At 75.0% G+C, this 19785-nt stretch carries 20 protein-coding genes; 5 read left to right on the top strand and 15 right to left on the bottom strand.

The window, feature by feature from the left end:
• Positions 1–7: 7 nt before the first annotated feature.
• A complete protein-coding gene (locus SM573_RS07530) occupies positions 8–748 on the top strand; it encodes a class I SAM-dependent methyltransferase (RefSeq protein WP_474615805.1) in 741 nt (246 codons plus the stop codon).
• Positions 749–769: 21 nt separating this feature from the next.
• Here SM573_RS07530 and SM573_RS07525 read toward each other — a convergent pair whose 3' ends face one another.
• Positions 770–1528 carry a type III pantothenate kinase gene (locus SM573_RS07525; protein ID WP_474611352.1) on the bottom strand — a complete coding sequence of 253 codons (759 nt, stop codon included), beginning with the start codon at positions 1526–1528 and terminating at the stop codon, positions 770–772.
• 150 nt (positions 1529–1678) lie between these two features.
• Between SM573_RS07525 and SM573_RS07520 the strand changes: the two genes are divergently transcribed.
• Positions 1679–2770: a hypothetical protein gene (locus SM573_RS07520; protein ID WP_474615804.1), complete on the top strand. Its 1092-nt coding sequence runs from the start codon at positions 1679–1681 to the stop codon at positions 2768–2770.
• Between the two features lie 17 nt (positions 2771–2787).
• Here the strand turns inward: SM573_RS07520 and nadC are convergent, their stop codons facing one another.
• From nadC to SM573_RS07490, 6 genes are all read right to left on the bottom strand, one after another.
• Positions 2788–3684 (bottom strand): carboxylating nicotinate-nucleotide diphosphorylase, encoded by an 897-nt coding sequence (gene nadC, locus SM573_RS07515; RefSeq protein ID WP_474615803.1) that lies wholly within the window; start codon positions 3682–3684, stop codon positions 2788–2790.
• The gene (locus tag SM573_RS07510) at positions 3681–5369 is read right to left on the bottom strand and encodes an L-aspartate oxidase (RefSeq protein WP_474615802.1); all 1689 of its coding nucleotides are present in this window, start codon (positions 5367–5369) and stop codon (positions 3681–3683) included. Before SM573_RS07510 ends, nadC begins: the two co-directional genes overlap by 4 nt.
• A gap of 201 nt (positions 5370–5570) precedes the next feature.
• A complete protein-coding gene (locus SM573_RS07505) occupies positions 5571–6464 on the bottom strand; it encodes a septum formation family protein (RefSeq protein ID WP_474611356.1) in 894 nt (297 codons plus the stop codon).
• Positions 6465–6608: 144 nt separating this feature from the next.
• Positions 6609–7034: an aspartate 1-decarboxylase gene (panD, locus tag SM573_RS07500; protein ID WP_474615801.1), complete on the bottom strand. Its 426-nt coding sequence runs from the start codon at positions 7032–7034 to the stop codon at positions 6609–6611.
• Between the two features lie 32 nt (positions 7035–7066).
• Positions 7067–7912, bottom strand: coding sequence for a pantoate--beta-alanine ligase (gene panC / locus SM573_RS07495; protein ID WP_474615800.1), 846 nt, complete (start codon positions 7910–7912; stop codon positions 7067–7069).
• Between the two features lie 61 nt (positions 7913–7973).
• Positions 7974–8942 carry a Rossmann-like and DUF2520 domain-containing protein gene (locus SM573_RS07490; RefSeq protein WP_474615799.1) on the bottom strand — a complete coding sequence of 323 codons (969 nt, stop codon included), beginning with the start codon at positions 8940–8942 and terminating at the stop codon, positions 7974–7976.
• 299 nt (positions 8943–9241) lie between these two features.
• Here SM573_RS07490 and SM573_RS07485 point away from each other — a divergent pair, with 299 nt between their 5' ends.
• Entirely contained in the window at positions 9242–10345 is a 1104-nt protein-coding gene (locus SM573_RS07485; protein ID WP_474616045.1) for an SAM-dependent methyltransferase, read from the top strand.
• The gene (locus tag SM573_RS07480) at positions 10342–11529 is read left to right on the top strand and encodes an NADH-quinone oxidoreductase subunit D (RefSeq protein ID WP_474615798.1); all 1188 of its coding nucleotides are present in this window, start codon (positions 10342–10344) and stop codon (positions 11527–11529) included. Before SM573_RS07485 ends, SM573_RS07480 begins: the two co-directional genes overlap by 4 nt.
• 14 nt (positions 11530–11543) lie before the next feature.
• Here SM573_RS07480 and SM573_RS07475 read toward each other — a convergent pair whose 3' ends face one another.
• The 4 genes from SM573_RS07475 to SM573_RS07460 all read right to left on the bottom strand — a co-directional run bounded on the left by SM573_RS07475 (position 11544) and on the right by SM573_RS07460 (position 15902).
• Positions 11544–13154: a DNA polymerase III subunit gamma/tau domain-containing protein gene (locus SM573_RS07475; RefSeq protein ID WP_474611361.1), complete on the bottom strand. Its 1611-nt coding sequence runs from the start codon at positions 13152–13154 to the stop codon at positions 11544–11546.
• A 178-nt stretch (positions 13155–13332) separates the two neighbouring features.
• On the bottom strand, positions 13333–14334 hold the full coding sequence (locus tag SM573_RS07470; protein ID WP_474611362.1) for a glycine betaine ABC transporter substrate-binding protein: 1002 nt from the start codon (positions 14332–14334) through the stop codon (positions 13333–13335).
• 162 nt (positions 14335–14496) lie between these two features.
• Positions 14497–15219 carry an ABC transporter permease gene (locus SM573_RS07465; protein ID WP_474611363.1) on the bottom strand — a complete coding sequence of 241 codons (723 nt, stop codon included), beginning with the start codon at positions 15217–15219 and terminating at the stop codon, positions 14497–14499.
• Positions 15216–15902 (bottom strand): ABC transporter permease, encoded by a 687-nt coding sequence (locus SM573_RS07460; protein ID WP_474611364.1) that lies wholly within the window; start codon positions 15900–15902, stop codon positions 15216–15218. The genes SM573_RS07465 and SM573_RS07460 overlap by 4 nt, the downstream gene beginning before the upstream one ends.
• Before the next feature lie 2 nt (positions 15903–15904).
• On the opposite strand from SM573_RS07460, the gene SM573_RS07455 reads away from it, so the two are divergent.
• Complete coding sequence (locus SM573_RS07455) at positions 15905–16924, top strand: ABC transporter ATP-binding protein (RefSeq protein WP_474611365.1); 1020 nt, start codon at positions 15905–15907, stop codon at positions 16922–16924.
• Positions 16925–16969: 45 nt separating this feature from the next.
• On the opposite strand, the gene SM573_RS07450 is transcribed toward SM573_RS07455, so the two are convergent.
• From SM573_RS07450 to SM573_RS07435, 4 genes are all read right to left on the bottom strand, one after another.
• On the bottom strand, positions 16970–17464 hold the full coding sequence (locus SM573_RS07450) for a hypothetical protein (protein WP_474611366.1): 495 nt from the start codon (positions 17462–17464) through the stop codon (positions 16970–16972).
• A 58-nt stretch (positions 17465–17522) separates the two neighbouring features.
• Entirely contained in the window at positions 17523–17837 is a 315-nt protein-coding gene (locus tag SM573_RS07445; RefSeq protein WP_474611367.1) for a hypothetical protein, read from the bottom strand.
• 54 nt (positions 17838–17891) lie between these two features.
• On the bottom strand, positions 17892–19100 hold the full coding sequence (locus SM573_RS07440; protein WP_474611368.1) for an ABC transporter permease: 1209 nt from the start codon (positions 19098–19100) through the stop codon (positions 17892–17894).
• 138 nt (positions 19101–19238) lie between these two features.
• Positions 19239–19778 (bottom strand): DUF3180 domain-containing protein, encoded by a 540-nt coding sequence (locus SM573_RS07435; RefSeq protein ID WP_474615797.1) that lies wholly within the window; start codon positions 19776–19778, stop codon positions 19239–19241.
• Positions 19779–19785 lie beyond the last annotated feature (7 nt).

Genomic DNA, 19785 nt, shown 5'->3' with positions numbered 1-19785 from the left:
CCGCACCATGGTTGATCACACCCAGGCCCTCTCGTTCGGCGCCGCCGCAGCCGAGTACGACCGGTTCCGCCCGACCTATCCCGAAGAGGCGCTGCGCTGGGCGCTCGCGGGCCAGGACGCGCCGGCCCGGGTCGTCGACCTGGGCGCCGGCACCGGCATCCTCACCCGGGGCGTGCTGGCGCTCGGGCACGAGGTGGTGCCCGTGGAGCCGGATCCGGGCATGCGGGCGCAGCTCGCCGCGGCCACGCCCGGCGTCGGGGCCCGCGAGGGCAGCGCCGAGGCGATGCCGCTGCCGGACGGCGCGGCGGACGCGGTGCTCGTCGGGCAGGCGTACCACTGGTTCGACCGGGACCGCGCGCACGCCGAGGTCGCCCGGGTGCTCCGCCCCGGTGGGACGTTCGCACCCATCTGGAACACCCGGGACGAACGGGTCGGGTGGGTGGCCGAGCTGGGCCGGATCGCGCACATGGGCGACAACGCCGGGAACGTGGTGGAGAGGTACGTGGACTTCGGCGCGGCGTTCGAGGCCGTCGAGGTCGGCGAGTTCACCCAGCACACCACGCTCACCCCGGAAGAGGTGGTCGGGCTGGTGCGGACCCGCTCGTACTGGCTCACCGCGTCGCCGGAGGACCAGCGGCGCGTCGAGCTGGCCCTGCGCCACCTGCTCGCCACCCACCCCGACCTGGCCGGCCGGGAGACCGTGTCACTGCCGTACCGGACGATCGTGCTCCGCGCCCGACGGCGCTGAGCCCGACGGCGGCGGCCGGGCTCAGACGTTGCGCTCGTACACCATCCGCAGGCCGATCAGGGTGATCATCGGCTCGTGGTGGGTGATCGTCCGGCACTCGTTGATCACCAGTGAGGCGAGGCCGCCGGTGGCGATCACCGCCTTCACCTCGCCCAGCTCCTCGATCATCCGCTCGACGATCCGGTCCACCTGCCCGGCGAAGCCGAAGTAGAGGCCGGACTGGAGGCACTCGACGGTGTTCTTGCCGATCACCGAGCGCGGCCGGGTGGCCTCGACCTTGCGCAGCTGGGCCGCGCGGGCCGCGAGCGCGTCGAAGGAGATCTCGATACCGGGCGCGAAGGCGCCGCCGAGGAACTCACCCCGGCCGCTGATGACGTCGAAGTTGGTGGTGGTGCCGAAGTCGACCACGATCGACGGACCGCCGTAGAGGGTGAACGCGGCCAGGGTGTTCACCACCCGGTCGGCGCCCACCTCCTTCGGGTTGTCGATCGCCAGCTGGACGCCGGTACGCACCCCCGGCTCGACGATCACGCTGGGCAGGTCGGCGTAGTAGCGGGCGAGCATGGTGCGCAGCGAGCGCAGCGCCGCCGGCACGGTGGAACAGGCGGCCACTCCGGTGATCTCGACGGCGTCGCCGGCGAGCAGGCCGCGGAACTTCAGCCCCAACTCGTCCGCGGTCGACCGCGCGTCGGTCTTGATCCGCCAGGAATGCACCAGCTTGTCGCCGTCGAAGGTCGCCAGCACGGTGTTGGTGTTTCCGATGTCGATGCAGAGCAGCACGCACGCAGCCTAGACAACGACGGTCGGGGCCGGTGCCGACCGGCCGAGCGCCCGTATCCTGGTCGCATAGCGGCATGAGAATTGGTCGATACGCGGCCTCGCGGCGGCGGTCGTGGCGACCGCCGCGCCGGCACCGGACGGGGAGCGCACATGTCGGGGATGTGGTGGGCGCGCGGGCGCAACACCCTGCGCCGACGCCGCCGGCACGTGCTCGTGCTCGCCGTCCTCGCCGGCGGCGCGATCTGGATGACGGTGCAGTCGTGGCAGGAGTCGCGGCGCACGCCCGACAGCTTCTCCGGCGAGCTCTACCTCAACATCGGCGCCGCCCTGATCATGACCCTGCTGACGTACGTCGTGCTCAACCCGCTCTTCCGCGAACTCCAGACGGCGAGCATCATCGAGCACCCGCGGCTCGACCGGGACGCGTTGATCGAGCGGGTGGCCCGCTCGCGGGAGCTGGTGGCGATCCTGGAGACCTGGACCAGCATGCTGGAGGGCCCGTACGCCCGACGCTTCGTCGCCGCCCTGCGCTCCGCGCTGACCAACGGCGCGACGGTCAAGGTGCTGCTGCTCGACCCCGACTCCCCCGCCGTCCGGCTGCGCGGCGAGGAGCTGCGCCGGCGGGACGCCTCGGTGGCGATCCTCAACAACCTGTGGCACCTGGCCCGGCTGCACGAGCAGCTGCCCGAGTCCGCCCGCACCCGGCTAAAGGTCCGGGTCTACGCCGCCGCGCCCTCCGTGCAGATGTACCGGTGGGACAGCAAGGCCTTCATCTCGTTCTTCCCGGTGCGGGGCAGCACCTTCGACACCCAACAGATCGAGGCGTTCGTCTCCACTCCGCTGGGCGAGTTCGTCGACGACCGCTTCGACGAGCTGTGGGAGACGGCGCCGCTGCGGGACCTGGAGGCGTGTCTCAGCCTCCGGCTCTGCCTGCGCCAGGGTGGCCGGGACCTGGAGACCTGCCAGGCGCTCTACGTCCGCTCCGACGGCGACTGGTACATCGCCGGCGCCGACCTGGTGCGCAACGTGGCCCGGCACGGGCTCGGCGGTCTCACCGTGGTGCTGGACCGGCCCGAGACCGCCGGCGAGGTCTTCGCGATCGGCGAGGCGGACGAGCTGGCCCCGGAGGTCTACAACCGGGTGCTCGAACTGTTCCGGGCGAAGTACGGCATCGACGGCCGGCAGGACACCGAGAACCGGGTGATCTTCAACCTGCGGAGCACCTCGCTCACCACGGTGTGACCACCGGGCCCGCACCGTCAGGCGGTACGCAGGTCCAGCGCGATGTCGAGGATCGGCGAGGAGTGGGTCAGCGCCCCCACCGAGAGGTAGTTGACCCCGGTCGCCCCGTACTCGGCCGCCACCGGCAGGGTCAGCCCGCCCGTGGCCTCCAGCTCGGCTCGGTCACCCACCGCCGCGACCACCTCGCGGAGCTGCGCGGGGGTCATGTTGTCCAGCAGCAGGAAGTCCGCCCCCGCCTCGACCGCCTCCACCGCCTCGGCCAGGGTGTCCACCTCGACCTGCACCGGCACGTCCGGGAACGCCTCCCGGACCCGGCGGTAGGCGGCCGTGATCCCGCCCGCCGCGAACTTGTGGTTGTCCTTGATCATGGCGACGTCGTAGAGCCCGAGCCGCTTGTTGGTGCCGCCGCCCGCCCGGACCGCGTACTTCTCCAGGGCCCGCAGGCCCGGGGTCGTCTTCCGGGTGTCCAGCACCGTCGCCTTGGTGCCGGTCAGGGCGTCGGCCCAGGCCCGGGTGTGGGTCGCCACACCGGACATCCGGCTGAGCAGGTTGAGGGCCGTCCGCTCGGCGGTGAGCAGCAGCCGGGTCGGCCCGGTCACCGTCGCCAGCACGTCGCCGCGCGCCACCCGGTCACCGTCGTGGGCCACGAGGGACACCTCGACCGTACGGCCGGCGCCGGTCACCTCCCCGACCGTCTCGAAGACGGCGGCGGCCACCGCGAGGCCGGCGACGACCCCGTCGGCGCGGGCCACCAGGTCGGCCGTGTCGGTCTGCTCGGCCGGGATCGTCGCCACGCTGGTCACGTCGAGGAACTCCGGCCCCAGGTCCTCGGTCAGGGCGTTGGTGATCACCCGGCGTACGTCGTCCGGGTCCAGACCACCCGCCCGCAGCACCTGCTCCGTCGACTCCCTCATCGCGTCCCCTCCCACCGCTGCGTCAACCGGCCCTGCGCGCCGACCGCCTCCACCAGGTGACCCAGCCACCCGTCGTCGGCCGTCGGGAAGTCCTCCCGCCAGTGACACCCACGGGTCTCCTGGCGGGCGTACGCGGCGGCCACCAGCGTCGCCGCCACCGTGATCAGGTTCGTCGCCTCCCAGTCGGCCGTCCGCGGCCGGCCGCGCCCGCCGCCCAGGTCGGTGAGCACGCCGGCCGTCGCGGCGAGCGTCTCCGCCGAGCGGAGCACCCCCGCGCCTCGGGTCATGGCCCGTTGCAGCGCGGGCGTGCCCTCCGCCGGCACGACCCAACCGGCGCCGCCGACCCAGGCGCCGGTCTCCGCCGGCCGCGCCTGCTCGGGCAGGCCGGCGGCGATGTCCTCGGCGATCCGGCGGGAGAACACCAGCCCCTCCAGCAGCGAGTTGCTGGCCAGCCGGTTCGCGCCGTGCACCCCGGTGCAGGCCACCTCGCCGCAGGCGTACAGACCCGGAATGGACGTATGGCCGCGCAGGTCGGTGCGGACGCCGCCGGACGCGTAGTGGGCGGCCGGCGCGACCGGAATCAGGTCGGTGGCCGGGTCGACCCCGATGGCCAGGCAGGACGCCACGATCGTCGGGAAGCGGCGGGCCAGGAAGTCGCCGCCCAGGTGCCGGGCGTCGAGGTACACGTGGTCCGCGCCGGTGGCGAGCAGCACCCGGTGGATGCCCTTCGCCACCACGTCCCGCGGGGCGAGTTCGGCGAGTTCGTGCTGCCCGACCATGAACCGCTTGCCGTCACCGTCCACCAGGTGCGCGCCCTCGCCGCGCAGCGCCTCGGAGACCAGCGGCTGCTGGGCGCGGGCCGGTGCCCCCGGCTGCTCCGGCACGATCAGCGCGGTGGGGTGGAACTGGACGAACTCCACGTCGGTCACGGCCGCCCCGGCCCGCATCGCCAGCGCCACCCCGTCGCCCGTGGAGACGGCCGGGTTGGTGGTCGCCGCGAAGACCTGCCCCATGCCGCCGGTGGCCAGCACCACGGCCCGGGCCAGGATCGCGCCGACCCCGTCCTCGCTCCCCTCGCCGAGGACGTGCAGCGTGATGCCGCAGGCCCGGCCGAGCCCACCCGGGCCGTCCCCGGGGGCCCGCAGCAGGTCCAGCACGAGGGCGTGCTCGACCAGGCGGATCCACGGATCACGGCGTACGGCGTCGTGCAGCGCCCGCTGCACCTCGGCGCCGGTGGCGTCGCCGCCCGCGTGCACGATCCGGTTCGCCCGGTGCCCGCCCTCCCGGGTCAGCATCAGCGAGCCGTCCGGGTTCCGGTCGAACTCGGCGCCGATCCGCATCAGCTCGCGCAGCCGGGTCGGCCCCTCCTCGACCAGGACGCGGACCGCCGCCGGGTCGCAGAGCCCCACCCCGGCGATCTCGGTGTCCGAGGCGTGCGACGCCGGGGTGTCCGCCGGATCGAGCACGGCGGCGATACCGCCCTGCGCCCAACGGGTCGAGCCGTCGTCGATGTTCACCTTGGTGACGACGGTGACGTGCAGGCCCGCCTCACGCAGGTGCAGGGCCGCGGTGAGTCCGGCCACGCCCGAGCCGACCACGAGCACGTCGGTGGTCTCCACCCAGCCGGGCGCGGGAGCGGCCAGCAGGCTCGGCAGGGCCGGCAGGTCGACGGTCGGAAGCTCCATGAGCACAGTCAACCGCGAACGGTGCTCGTAGGGGGCGGCGGGGGCGGGACGAGTGGTTTCGGCTACCTCGTCCGGCCCTGCTCGCGCCGCCGGGACCGGACGCGCGGGGTGGCGGCGAGGGCGTCGGCCCGAGGAACGGGCGGACGTACGAGGAGCCGCGGCGTCACGTGCGCTCCCGGCGTGGAGACCCCGCTGCCCCGGTCACCTGGTGCGGACGGGCAGCCCGGCGGGGCCGGCCCCCTTGAGCGAGCCGGTCACCGTCCGGTGGCTGAGCCAGAGGTAGCAGCGCACCCCCCGGTCACCGGCGCGCCAGCGCCCCGCACCCGGCGGACGGGCCACCACCCCGCTGCGGAAGCGCAGGTCGTCGTCGTCCGGCACACCGACGTAGCGGCCGAGCACCGAGCGGCAACCGGCGTAGAGGGGCAGCCAGTCGGTCTGCTGGGTCGGGTACGCGCCCTCCGGTGCCCGCCACACCCCGACGAACTCGGCGTCGTGCCGGGTCGCGCAGTCCACCGGCACGAGCGCCTCCACCCCACCGCTCCGGCCGCCGCGGGTCTGCTGGCAGCCCAGCCGCAGGGCGGACGGGCCCTTCAGCGCGTCGCGGAGACTGCCCGTACGGGCGACAACGGTGGCGGACGCCTCGACGGTGGTCACCTCGGAGAGGTCGCAGCGGTACCAGCGGGAGCCGGCCGTCCAGCCCACGGGCGAGGGCAGCGCCACGGAGAGCCGCAGCCGGCCGGCCCGCCAGTCGTCGCCCACGTAGCCGGTGGCCTTGGCGTCGCACTCGGCGAACGCGCCGCGCAGCTCGGCGGCGCCGCCGGCCGGCGGGGCGGGCGACGCCACGGGGAACGCGCCGACGTGCACGGTCTCCACCCGGTGCGGCGCGGCGCAGTCGATCGGCTGATAGGCCTCGAGGGTCACCACGTCGGCGAAGTCGGCCTCCTGGCACACCCCGGCGGCCGGGGTGAACGACGCGGCGGCCGGCAGCGCCGGCCAGTCGTCGGTGAGGTCACCGTCGCCGTCACCGGCTCCGCAGCCGGCGAGCAGGGCCGCCGTGGTGGCGAGCGCGAGCAGGACGGTCATCGAACGGCGCATCGCGGCCTCCCCCAGCCACCGCCCGCCTCCCGGCAGGTGTGACAAGGGTAACCAGGAATGACGAGCCGGTGACAGACCGCACCACACGCCCGTCCCCCGGCGATCGTGCGCCCGAGGCCGAGAGCGCACGATCGCGGGGAGGGGTCAGACTCGCGCGGCCAGGGGGTTGGGGACCGGGTCGCCGGCGGTGCCGGGCGCCGCCGTGGCCGGGTCCGCGGTCAGGTCGACGATCGCGTTGTCGGCGTCCACGTGCACGATCCGGGGGTGGTAGGTGCGCGCCTCGGCGTCGTCCATCTGCCCGTACGAGATGAGGATGACCAGGTCACCGGGGTGGACGAGGTGGGCCGCGGCGCCGTTGATGCCGATCACGCCACTGCCCCGCTCGCCCGGGATCACGTACGTCTCCAGCCGGGCCCCGTTGGTGATGTCGACGATCGCCACCTGCTCGCCGGGGAGCAGGTCGGCGGCGTCGAGCAGATCCTCGTCCACCGTGACCGAGCCGACGTAGTGCAGGTCGGCCTGGGTCACCGTGGCACGGTGGATCTTCGACTTGAGCATGGTCCGGAGCATCGGGTGCCTTTCGGGGTGAAGCTGCGGGGGTCTCAGGAGCGGGGCGCGAGGTGGATCGCCATGTTGTCGATCAGGCGGGTGTTGCCGACCCAGGCGGCGACGAGGAGCCGGGCGGGCCCGCTGACCGGCCCCGGTTCGAGGTCCGGATCGGTCAGCACCAGGTAGTCGAGCTGCGCGCCGGGCGCACCGGCGCCGAACGCCTGGTGCGCGGCGGTCAGCACGGCGCCGGCGTCCCGGCCCTGCGCGGCGGCGTCGGCGCCGGCGCGCAGCGCGGCCGAGAGGCTCAGCGCCGCGGCGCGCTCGGACTCGGAGAGGTACCGGTTGCGGCTGGAGAGCGCCAGCCCGTCCGGCTCCCGCACGGTCGGCACGCCGACCACCTCCACCGGCACGTCCAGGTCCCGGGCCATCCGGCGGACCAGGGTCAGCTGCTGGTAGTCCTTCTCGCCGAAGAAGGCCAGGTCGGCGCGGGTGAGCTGGAACAGCTTCAGCACGACGGTGAGCACCCCGTGGAAGAAGCCGGGGCGGCTCTGCCCCTCCAGCTCCTCGCCGAGCTGCCCGGGGTTGACGCGGACCCGCGGCTCGCCACCCGGGTACATCTCCTCCCGGCTGGGCGCGAACACCACGTCCGCGCCGGCCCGCCGGCAGACCTCCAGGTCGGCGTCGAGCGTGCGCGGATAGCGGTCGAAGTCCTCGTTCGGGCCGAACTGCAACGGGTTCACGAAGATCGTCACCAGCACGTGGTCGGCCCGCTCCCGCGCCGCCCGCAGCAGCGTCTCGTGGCCGTCGTGCAGGGCGCCCATGGTCATCACCACGCCGACCGTCCCGGTCAGCGAGGCCCGCGCCTTGGCCAGCTCCGCACGGGTCGTCACCAGCTCCATACCGTGGTCACCTCCCGGATCCTCGTCAGCGTGCCCGCGCCCGCGCCCATTCCCGCAGCGGTCACGCGGCCACCTCCCGCTGGTTGTCGGCGAGCACACCGAGCAGCGACGCGGCGTCCGCCGGGGCGAGCCGGCCGGCGGCGATGGCGCGGTCCGCGGTGCGCCGGGCCATCGCGAGGTAGGGGGCGACCGACTCGGGGGCCGTCGCGGCGAGCCGGGCGAGGTGGCGCGCGACGGTGCCCGCGTCGCCCCGCGAGACCGGGCCGGTGAGCGCGTCGTCGCCGAGCCGCAGCGCGTTCTCCAGCGCGGCCCGCAGCAGCGGGGCGAGCACCTTCTCCGGCTGGGCCACCCCGGCGTCACGCAGCCGGTCGGCCGCCTCGTTGACCAGAGTCACCAGGTGGTTGGCGCCGTGCGCCAGCGCCGCGTGGTAGAGCGGACGGTCCGCCTCCCCGATCCACTCCGGCACGCCGCCGAGGTCGGCGACCAGTCGGGCGGCCAGCGGCCGCAGGTCGGTGGGGGCGGTCACTCCGTACGAGATGCCGGGAAGCCGACCGAGGTCGTCGGGCGTGCCCGTGAAGGTCATCGCGGGGTGCAGGGCGAGCGGGCGAGCGCCGACCGCGGCGGCCGGGTCGAGCACGGCCAGCCCGTGCGCCCCGGAGGTGTGCGCCACCACCTGCCCGGGGCGGAGCGCACCGGAGTCGGCCAGGGTGGCGACCACTCCGCGGAGCGCGTCGTCCGGCACCGCGATCAGCAGCAGGTCGCCAGCGGCCCGGGCCACCGCCGTGGCCGAGTCGGACGGGACGTCGGGGAGCAGCAGGGCCAGCCGGGCCCGGCTCGCGCCGGACGCGCCGGTGGCGGCGACCACCCGGTGCCCGGCGGCGGTGAGCGCGGCGCCCAGGACGGCGCCGACGCGACCGGCGCCGACGACGCCGACGGTCAGGGTGCGGGGAACGGCCCTCGACGGGGCGGAGCCCACGGTGACGGCGGCCCGCCGGGGGGCGGCCGGGCGTGGGCGCGACGGTGCGCTCATGTCGACGATCCAGTCCTCGAGAAGGGGTACCGGTCGATGGCAAGTATGCGCCCGGGTAATGGGATGGAAACCCGGATGTGAAAACCTTCACCACCCGGGACGGCCGCCGCGCGAGGCCCGCCGGCATCGACGGGAGTCCTCGTCACCGCTGGGCGTCGTGGTGCGGGGAGGCCGGCGGCGACAGCTGCTTCTTCCCGGCGCCCTCGCGCGCCGTCAGGGGGCCGGACGGCGGCGTCGCCGACCACGCCAGCGCCCCGGACCGTAGGGTCGGCACGGTGACGCGCCGTGAACGAGGACTGCTGCCGATCCGCTGGCGGGACGCGATGGACCGGGCGCTCTACGGCCCGGGCGGGTTCTTCGTGGCCGGGCCGGGCCCGGCCGGGCACTTCCGCACCAGCGTCCACGCCTCCCCCTCGTTCGCCGGGGCGCTGCTGCGGCTGCTCGCCCAGGTGGACGTCGCCCTCGGTCACCCGGAGCGGCTGGACGTGGTCGACGTCGGCGCCGGACGCGGGGAACTCCTGCGCACGCTCGCGTCACTCCTCGCCGCCCAGCCGACGACCGCCGGCCTGCCGCCCGCGTCCGGATCGAGGGCCGCGGACCGGACTACCGCCGGGGTGCCCGCGCTGGCCTCGCGGGTCCGGCTCACGGCCGTCGAACTGGCGCCCCGACCCGACGACCTGCCGGAGGGCGTCGAGTGGGTCGGCGAGATCCCGACCGGGATCGTCGGCCTGCTCCTCGCCACGGAATGGCTGGACAACGTGCCGCTGGACGTCGCGGCGCGGACAGCCGACGGGTGGCGGTACCTGCTGGTCGACCCGGCGACCGGCACGGAATCGGTGGGTGATCCGGTCGCCCGGGAGGACGCCGACTGGCTCGCCACCTGGTGGCCCGTACCCGACGGACATCTGGACGGGGGCCCGGTGAGCCCCCGGACGGTCGGCGTGCGGGCCGAGATCGGGCGCAGCCGTGACGAGGCGTGGGCCGGCGCGGTGGGCCACCTCGACCGGGGGCTCGCCCTGGCCGTGGACTACGGACACCTGAGGGCCGAACGGCCGGCGGACGGGACGCTGACCGGGTACCGGAGCGGACGGCAGGTGCCGCCGGTGCCGGACGGGTCGTGCGACGTCACCGCGCACGTCGCCATGGACTCGGTCGCCTCCGCCGGTGAGCGGGTCGCCCGGTGCGCGTACACCCTGGGGTCGCAGCGGGAGGCGCTGCGCGCGCTCGGGGCCGACGGCGGCCGGCCACCGCTGGCCCTGGCCGCCACCGACCCGGCCGGGTACGTGCGGGCGCTCGCCGCGGCGTCCACGGCGGCCGAACTGACCGACCCGACCGGCCTGGGCGGGCACTGGTGGCTGCGGCAACCGGTCGGCGTCACGCTCGATGCGACCGTGGCACGATGACGGGCATGACCACCGACGCCCGGGACCTGCGCGAGATGACCGTCGGCACCGGGGCCGGCCTGGTGGCGGGCACCGGCGGGGAGCAGCTCGGCACCGACATGGTGCTCAACATCGGGCCGCAGCACCCGTCCACCCACGGTGTGCTGCGGCTGAAGCTCGTGCTCGACGGTGAGCGGGTGATGTCGGCCGAGCCGATCGTCGGCTACATGCACCGCGGCGCGGAGAAGCTCTTCGAGGTACGCGACTACCGGCAGATCATCGTGCTCGCCAACCGGCACGACTGGTTGTCGGCGTTCTCGAACGAGCTGGGCGTGGTGCTCGCCGTCGAGCGGCTGATGGGCCTGGAGGTGCCGGAGCGGGCCACCTGGCTGCGGATGGCCCTCGCCGAGCTGAACCGGGTGCTCAACCACCTGATGTTCCTGGGCTCGTACCCGCTGGAGATCGGCGCGATCACCCCGATGTTCTACGCGTTCCGCGAGCGGGAGACCCTCCAGGCCGTCATGGAGGAGGTCTCCGGCGGCCGGATCCACTACATGTTCAACCGGGTGGGCGGTCTGAAAGAGGAGGTGCCGTCCGGCTGGACCGGCCGGGCCCGGGCGGCCATCGGCGAGGTCCGCCGGCGGATGCCCGACCTGGACAACCTGATCCGGCGCAACGAGATCTTCCTGGCCCGCACGGTGGGCGTCGGGGTGCTGTCCGCGGCGGACGCCGCCGCGTTCGGGGCGTCCGGGCCGGTGGGCCGCGCCTCCGGGCTCGACCTGGACCTGCGCCGCGACGAGCCCTACCTGGCGTACGACGAGCTCGACGTGCCGGTGGTCACCCGCACCACCGGGGACTGCCACGCGCGGTTCGAGGTGCTGCTCGACCAGGTGTACGTGTCACTCGACCTCGCCGAGCAGTGCCTGGAGCGGGTCGACCGGCTCACCGGGCCGGTGAACACCCGGCTGCCGAAGGTCGTGAAAGCGCCCGAGGGGCACACGTACGCGTGGACCGAGAACCCGCTGGGCATCAACGGCTACTACCTCGTGTCCCGCGGCGAGAAGACGCCGTGGCGGCTCAAGCTGCGCACCGCGTCGTACGCCAACGTGCAGGCGCTGGCCACGCTGCTGCCGGGCTGCCTCGTGCCGGACCTGATCGCGATCCTCGGTTCGATGTTCTTCGTCGTCGGCGACATCGACAAGTAGCCCGCCGGCGGGGTTCAGCGCCAGCGCCCGCCGCGGGGAGCGTCGTCCGGCGTCCCGTAGCCGTACCGGTCGTCGTCGGCCCGCGCGCGCCGGCCCACCCGCTCCGGCTCCGCGTCGGGCGCCGACTGGTAGCCCCGCTGCCGCGGCGGACGCCACTCGTCGGGCACCGGCACCCCGCCGACGGGCAGGGCCGGACGGTCCTCCGGTTCGGCGTCCCAACCGCCACGCCGCCGCTCGTCGCCGCGACCGTACTCCCGGCCCGGCTCGTCCCGACGCACCGACGCCCAGCGGTCGGCGACCCGGTACTCGGCGCCGGTGGCGTCGGCGTGCACCTCGGCCCGGCGCTCGCCCATCCGCACCTCCCGGCCCCGGTCATCGTCCCGGACCGCCGCCCAGCGGTCGCCCGCGCGCATCTGGGCCCAGTACTGCCCGGTGTCGTCCAGCTGCGCCGGCCGGTCCCGTCCCACCGGCGCCGCCGGGTCTTCCCACCCCGGGTCGTCCGCCTCGCCCTGCGGGTCCGGCCACCCCCGCGGGTCCTCCGGCGCGGACCAGGCCCGCTCGTCCCGCCGGCCGGCACGGCCCCGGTCGTCCCGCGGCTCGCCCCGGCCCGGCTCGTCGCGGGGGCCGCCCGCCCCCGCCCAGGGCCGCTCGTCGCCCGGCCGGGAACGCTCGTCCGGGCCGCCGTAACCGGACCAGGACCGCTCCTCCGGGGCGCCGCCGGCCTCCGCCCACCGGTCGTCGGCGCCACCCCAGGGCCGCTCGTCGGCCGGCGCCGACCACCCGCCCGCGTATCCACCGCCGTAACGCCCACCCACCGGTTCGGCCGGGCCGCCGTCCACGATCGTGTGCCGGGTGGTGACGTGCACCGTCTCGGTGTGCCGGACCACCCCCAGCGGTCGAGGCCCCGCCTCGGCCCGGCTCTCGTGCTCCGCGGGGCGGGGCGCGGCGCCGTAGACCCCGGGTTGGGCCCCGCCCGCACGTTCGGCACCGGAGCCCGCCCGTTCGCCGTACGCGCCGGCCGGCGGGCGTTCGGCGCCGTACTGCCCGGCGGCGGGGCGGTCCCCGCCGTAGCGGCCCGCCGCCGACCGGCGACCGGGCTCCTCGTCGTCCTCCCACTCGGACCGGCCCCACCGGGATCCACCGTCGTCGCGCACCCGGGCCCGTCCGGACGGCGCGTCCTCGGGCGGCTCGGCGACCGGCACCCGGGCGCGGCCCGACCCGGCCGGCTCCTCCGCGGCGCCCGCGACCCCCGACAGGGCGGCGCCGGTGGCGTCGAGACGCCGGTGCACGGCGGCCACCGCCTCCTGCGCCCGCTGCGCCTGGTCGAGCGCCTGGTTGCCGCGCTGCGCGGCGGCCACGATCTCGCCCCGTAGTTCCCGGCGGAGCTGCTCCATCTCGTCCAGCAGCTCCTCGGCGCGGGCCTGGCCGCCGTCACCGTCGGCGCGCAGCGCGATCGACAAGCCGATCATCACCACGGCCAGGATCGCGAGCACCGCGGCGAAGCGCAGCGGACCGTTGCCGTCCGCGACCAGCAGGATCAACGCCGCCACCGGTGCCAGCCCGACGCCGGACCAGAACAGGGCGGTCAGCAGGGTCCGACTGCGGTGGGCTTCGGGGGCGGGCATGGCTGTGCAGCCTACCGAGAGTTGCTCCGCGTGGGAACGGGCCCAGCACCGCCGCGGGCACTGCCCGCGCGCCGTGGCCCAGCACCGCCATGAGGGCCGACCCCGAACGGGGCCGACCCTCGTGAACCGGCGTCGAACGCGTCGTTGACCAGGCATGACGCCCGGTCGAACGGCCGGGTCAGCCGGCCAGCGCCCCGTCGGAGGACAGGACCAGGCCGACGCTGGCGCTGCCGGTCTTCAGCGCGTTCTTGGTCTGCGGCCCGCCCGCGTCGAGCGAGCTGAACGACCCGGCGTTGAAGTGGTAGACCTGCACGAGCCCGGCCTGGCACTTCGGGCGCTGCGGGCACTCCGGCGGGCCGGCCAGCACGGTCGCCTGACCGGAGCACTTGGCGGCCAGCTCCGAGAGCGTACGGACGCCGTACTTGTCCGCGAACGCCTTGGTCACCGCGAAGGCGTTCTGGTCCTGCGCGGCGGACGGGGTGCCGAAGGTGATGCCCACCTTGTCGCCGTTGGCGCGCAGAGCGGTGACCGTCTTGTCGAGGTCCGGCGACGAGACCGGTGCGGCGCCCTGGCCGTTGGCCTTCGTGTTGAGGAACTCCGCCATGGTGGCCGCGTACTCCGGCACCACCTGGATCTCGCCCTTCTCCAGGGCCGGCTCGTAGAGCTCCCGGCTGCCGATCTGCTGCACCCGGACCTGGTAGCCGGCCGCGGTGAGCGCGATCCGGTAGAGCTCGCCGAGGGTCTCGCTCTCGCTGAAGTTGCCGGCGCCGACCACGATCTGGCCGCCCGGCCCCTTGGCGATCCCGGCCGTCAGGTTGTTGGCCGACGCGAACTCCTCGGCCGCCACCTTCGGAGTCTTGCGGTCGACGTCGACCGCCTTGTTGAGCTGGATGAGCTTCGGCGTGTCCAGCGCGGCGGAGACCTTGTCGAGCGCGGCGATCAGCTGCGGGCTCGCCGCGTCCGCGTTGACCGCCGGGATGATGTTGTCGCTGTTCTGGAGCTTCTTGTCGTCGTCCAGGACCACCAACTGGTCGCCGGCGACGGGGGCGCATCCGGCGCCGCTCGCCGTCGTCTGGGGGGCGTCGGTGCCCGATGAGCCGGCGTCACCGCAGCCGGTGAGCAGCCCGGCGGCGGTGAGGGCCGCCGCGGCGCCGACGAACAGCCGTGTACGTGCGCGCATGTTGCCCGCCTTCCGTGTCCCGGCGCGACCCGTCCGGGCCGGCCGCGTGTCCGACGGGCGATCCTGTCGCCCGCGATTTCCCACCCAACATCCTCCAGGCGGGTACGACAACCGTGGGCGAGCTTCGTCACTGGATCGTCACGACCCTCACGCCGGGGCGGGTCAGCCGCCGGTCACCGCGTCCGCGGCCCGGCGGCTCGCGCTCCGGCGGGTGGCCCGCAGCGGACGCGGTGTGACCACCCTCTCGACCACCGCGAGCACCACCTCCACCAGGACGGCGAGCCCCGCCACCAGCAGGCCGCCGGCGAGGATCTGACCACCACCGGCGGCGATGTCCAGCCCGAAGCCGGCGCGGATGATCTGGCCCAGCCCGCCGCCGTTGACGAACGAGGCGAGCGCCGCGGTCGCCACCACCTGCACGGCCGCCGTCCGGAAACCGGCGGCCAGGTACGGCACGGCGAGCGGCAGCTCCACCCGCCGCAGCACCTGCCAGCCCGAGAGCCCCATGCCGCGCGCGGCGTCGCGGGCCTCCGGATCGGCCTGCCGCACCCCCGTGTACGCGTTCGCGAGCAGCGGCGGCACCGCGAAGACGGCCAGCGCGACGATCACCGAGGGTCGACCGAAGCCGAGGAAGGTCAGCGGCAGGATGGTCAGCAGGGCGAGCGTCGGGATGGCGAGGGTGACGTTGGCCACCAGCACCACCAGCCCCCCACCCCGGCCGGTGTGGCCGAGCCAGAGGCCGATGGGCCAGGCCACCAGGCAGCCGAGCGCCACCGCGGCGGCGGAGAGCACCAGGTGCTCGCCGAGCCGGTCCAGCACGCCGCCGGGGTTGGTCCAGTTCAGCGGGTCGTTGAGCCAGACGATCGCCTGCTCGATGACGCTCACGACGCCCTCCGGGTGAGCCACGGGGTGAGCAGCCGCCCGACCCCGGCGAGGATCAGGTCCAGCACCAGCGCGAGCAGCACGCAGAGCACGGTCCCCGTCATGATCTGCGCCTTGTAGAAGTTGTTCTGGAACCCCGCGAAGATCAACTGGCCCAGCCCGCCCCGGCCCACCACGACACCCACGGTGACGAGCGCCACCGTCGACACGGTGGCCAGCCGCAGCCCGGTGAGGATGCCGGGCAGGGCGAGCGGCAGGTCGATCCGGAACAGGCGCCCCCACCGGCCGTAGCCCATGCCCTCGGCCGCCTCCCGCACCTCGGGGGGCACCTGGCTGAGCCCGGCGATGGCGTTGCGCACGATCACGAGCAGGGCGTAGAGCACCACGACGCTGAGCACGGTGACCACGCCGATGCCCAGGTAGGGTGCCACGAACGCGAAGAGGGCCAGGGACGGGATGGTGTAGAACACCCCGGTGACGGCGACGATCGGGCCGGCGAGGGGCCGGTACCAGTACGCCACCACCGCGAGCGGCACGGCGATGAGGGCCGCGATCAGCACCGCGCGACCGGTCAGGGAGGCGTGCTCACGCAGCGCGGTGAGGATCGTGTCAGAGTTGTCCCGCAGGTACTGCCAGGAGAACCACGGATTACCCGGGTCGGCCCGGTAGCTCAGGCGGAAGGACATACGTGGACGTTACCCCGGAGACCTCCGGCGCCGGCGGGCGCGCGACCGCCGGTGAGCAGCGCGCGGCGTCGATCACGCTGGAGGGCGTCCGTAAGCGCTACCCCGACGGGACGGAGGCCGTACGCGGGCTCAGCCTCGAGGTGAAGGCCGGCGAGCTGGCGGTGCTCATCGGGCCGTCGGGCTGCGGCAAGTCGACGGTGCTCCGAATGATCAACCGGATGATCGAGCCCACCGACGGCCGGATCCTGCTCGGCGACGAGGACGTCACCCGCGCCGACCCGGTGCGGCTGCGGCGGCGGATCGGGTACGTCATCCAGAACGTCGGCCTCTTTCCGCACCAGACGGTGCTGGCCAACGTGGCGACCGTGCCCCGGCTGCTCGGCTGGCCCCGGAACCGCGTACGGGACCGGGTGAACGAGCTGCTGGAGCTGGTGGGCCTCGACCCGGGCACGTTCGGCGGCCGCTATCCGCACGAGCTCTCCGGCGGGCAACGCCAGCGGGTGGGGGTGGCACGGGCGCTCGCCGCCGACCCGGTGGTACTGCTCATGGACGAGCCGTTCTCCGCCGTCGACCCGATCGTCCGCACCCGGTTGCAGGAGGAGTTCCTCCGGTTGCAGGCCGAGGTCCGCAAGACGATCGTGCTCGTCACCCACGACCTCGACGAGGCGGTCCGGCTCGGCGACCGGATCGCCGTGCTCTCCCAGGGCGGTCACCTGGAGCAGTACGACACCCCGGCCGCGCTCCTCGGCACGCCCGCCACCCCGTTCGTCCGCGAGTTCGTGGGCGCCGACCGCGGCATCCGCCGGCTGGTGGTCACCCCGCTGCGGCGGGCGGAGCTGGAGCCGGTGCCCGCCGACGGCGCCCCGGAGGCCCCGACCGTGCCACTGGACGGCTCGGCGTACGACGCGCTCGCGGCGCTGCTCACCTCCGCCACCGAGCGGGTGGTGGTGACCGACGGGGGGCGGCCGGTCGGCACGCTGGACCGCCGGCTCCTGCTCGACCTGGCGAGCCGGGCGCAGTGACCTGGTCCGGCGGGACCGGACGGTGTGCGCGGCTCCGCCGGACGGTCAGGCCCGACCGCCCAGGCTGGCCGTACCGATGATCCAACCGGTGAGGAACCCGTAGCTGGCCCCCTCGCCGGCCGCCTGCAACGCGCCGATCATCGAGGGCTCCGGCCCGAGGAAGACCGCGAGCAGCCCCGCGATACCGCCGGCCAGCACGTACGCCGCCCAGCCGGAGAAGAACTGGCTGAGCCCGCCGGGCACCCGGGCCACCTGCGCGGCGGGCAGCAGGTAGAGCAGGCCCGCCGCGAGGACCACCAGCAGGATGGCCCGCAGGTCGGCGGCGAGGACCCCGCCCTGGTCGCCGGCGTCGACGCGCCAGGCCGGCCAGGCGAGCAGCCGCAGGTACCAGCCGCCGGCCGAGGTCGGGTCGGTGTTCCCGGCCCAACCGACGTACGCCGGGCTGCCGCAGACGGCGACGAGCACGAGCGCGGCCAGCGCACCGGTGCCGGCGGCCGTGCCGTACCGGCTGAGTGCGCCGCTCCGGTTGGTGAGCGCCATGATCCTGTCCGTTCCCGGCCCGCGGGTCGCGGGCGGATCGTGCGGTGTGCCGGTCGCGTCAGTGCTTCATCAGGTAATCGATGAAGGCGGCCCGCAGCAGCGGCGTGGACTCCTCGTCCTGGTATCCGTGACCGGTCAGCTCGCGCAGGAGCGCGGCGGCCTCGTCGATCGTCGGTCCCACGGTGTTCGGCGCGCCGTCGAGCACGGTGGCCTCGTCGGCGTTCGGCAGGTGGCGGAGCACCGACCAGAAGAAGCCCACGTCGAGCCGCTCCCGGGCGAGCGTGAAGGCCCGCTCCCGCAGCTCCTCCGTGGGGAGGGCGTCCAGCTCCTCGAACGACGGGCGGCCGCCGCGGTCGGCAGGTGTCTCGGTCATGCCGCCGAGCCTAACCGGCGAGATCACCACCGGCCCGTCGGACATGGCACCGGCTCAGCGCTCGTCGTCCCACCGGCGGGGTTCGGTCTCCCACCGGGACGAGCGCCACGGGTCCACCGGGGAGTCCGCGGCCGGGGTGGGCAGCACCGGCGGCCAGGTCTCGGTGGGTCGTGGCGCGGGCACCGCCCAGCCGGAGCCGAGGGTGGCGTCACCCACGGGCTCCGGCTCCACGGTGGCCGGTCCGGGGCGGCCGAACCGCTCGACCAGCCGGGTCACCACCAGCCCCACGCCGAGGGCCGTCCCGCCGAGCGCCCACCGGCTCACGGACCAGTCGCGCGCCTCGGCGTACGCGAGGAGCGCCGAGACCAGCCCCACCGCGAACACCGTGCCGAAGATCCCACCGCGGCGCCCGTACGCGCTGGTCCCGGCGAGCAGCGCGACGCCGACGGCGAGCACCGTCCAGTCCAGCCCGGCGGTCGGTGCCACCGGCGCGACGTCCCTCGCCGCGATCAGGACGCCGGCCAGCGCGGCGAGCACGGTCGAGCCGATCAGGGCGCCCGCCGAGACCACCGCGGCGACCGCTCCACGGCGACGCGCCGGGTCGGCCACCGGCCGGAACCGGCCGACCAGCCGGCGGACCGCCCGGATGGCGCCGAAGAGGCCACCGAGGACGGCGAGCGCGGCGAAGCCGCCGGCGAGGTAGTACGCGTGCCGGCGCGGGTCGTACTCGCCCTGCACCAGCACCGGGGCCGAACGTTGTTCGATGTACACGACGACACCCGCCGCGCCCGCGAGACTCGCGGCCCAGGCCGGCACGTGCAGCACCACCACGGCCAGGGCCAGGAGCAGCCCGGCGCCCGCCGCGACCGCGACGGCGGGCCCCACGGCCGCCACGACGCCCCGGTCGCTCTGCTCGGCGAAGTGCAGGGCGGCGGCGACCGCCACCGGCCCGATCGCGAGGTTGACCGCGGCGGTGCGCAGGCTCAGCCCGGCGGCGAGGGTGAGCAGACCGAGCGCGGCCACGTCGACCAGCAGGGCGCGCAGCCCGTCGCCGCGCAGCACGTCCGGCGCGTCCCGCCAGAGCAGCCAGGCCGCGGCGGCCAGGCCGAGCAGCAGCACGATCTCCCACGCGACGTGCACGCCGATGCGGTCACGACCCGGCTCACCGTGGTACGGGTCGTCGAAGACGTTCTCCAGGACGGCGGCGGGCACCCCGGACGAGGGCTCGACGGGCACGTTCCGGCCTGTTTCGTCGTACCCCATGAAGCCGCCTCCCCCGGCCGTCGTCCAGGTCCGACGCGCGGGCGGACCGGTGGCGGCCGATGCTCTCCGGTCGGAGGCACCGTACCCGCGCGGCGAGCCCCGCGTAACCCCCCCGGCCTGCGCGGCTCGGCGGCGACGTCAGCGCTGACCCGGTCGGCTCTCCCGGTCGTCGGGCTCGCGCTCGTCCTCCGGACGCTCCGGTACCCGGCACGAACGCTCCAGCCACAGCGCGGCGGCCACCAGGGCGAGCGAGGCGAGCAGACCGGCGGCCGCGGGCGCCCGGTCCTCCATGGCCGCGCGGGTCGACTCGACGAAGAGCCAGCCGGTCAGCCCGGCGTAGAAGCCGGCGAAGAGCGCGCCGGCCAGCGACGACGCCTTGGCGAGCACCACGAACCGGGCGACCATCAGCGCGTTGACCGGGGCCCGGCCCGGCCGGCGCTCGATGCGGCCCCGCGTGTTGATCGCGGCGTATCCCTCGAGCACGGCGAGGGTGGCCAGCGTGACCACCGGCAGCCAGGGCAGCCGCGGGATGCCGTTGTAGTAGAAGGTGCTGATCAGCAACCAGGCCGCCGCGGCCGCGGCCAAACCGGCCACCACCAGGGTGGAGATCCGGGTCGGGCCCATCCGCGAGCGGTCCGGCCCCGTCCCGCCCGGCGGCGGGGACTGCGCCTGCGTCATGCCGGCC

The organism is Micromonospora xinjiangensis, assembly GCF_056150165.1.
The sequence above is the reverse complement of the archived record's forward strand: the minus strand, read 5'-3'. Positions and strand labels throughout refer to the sequence as shown.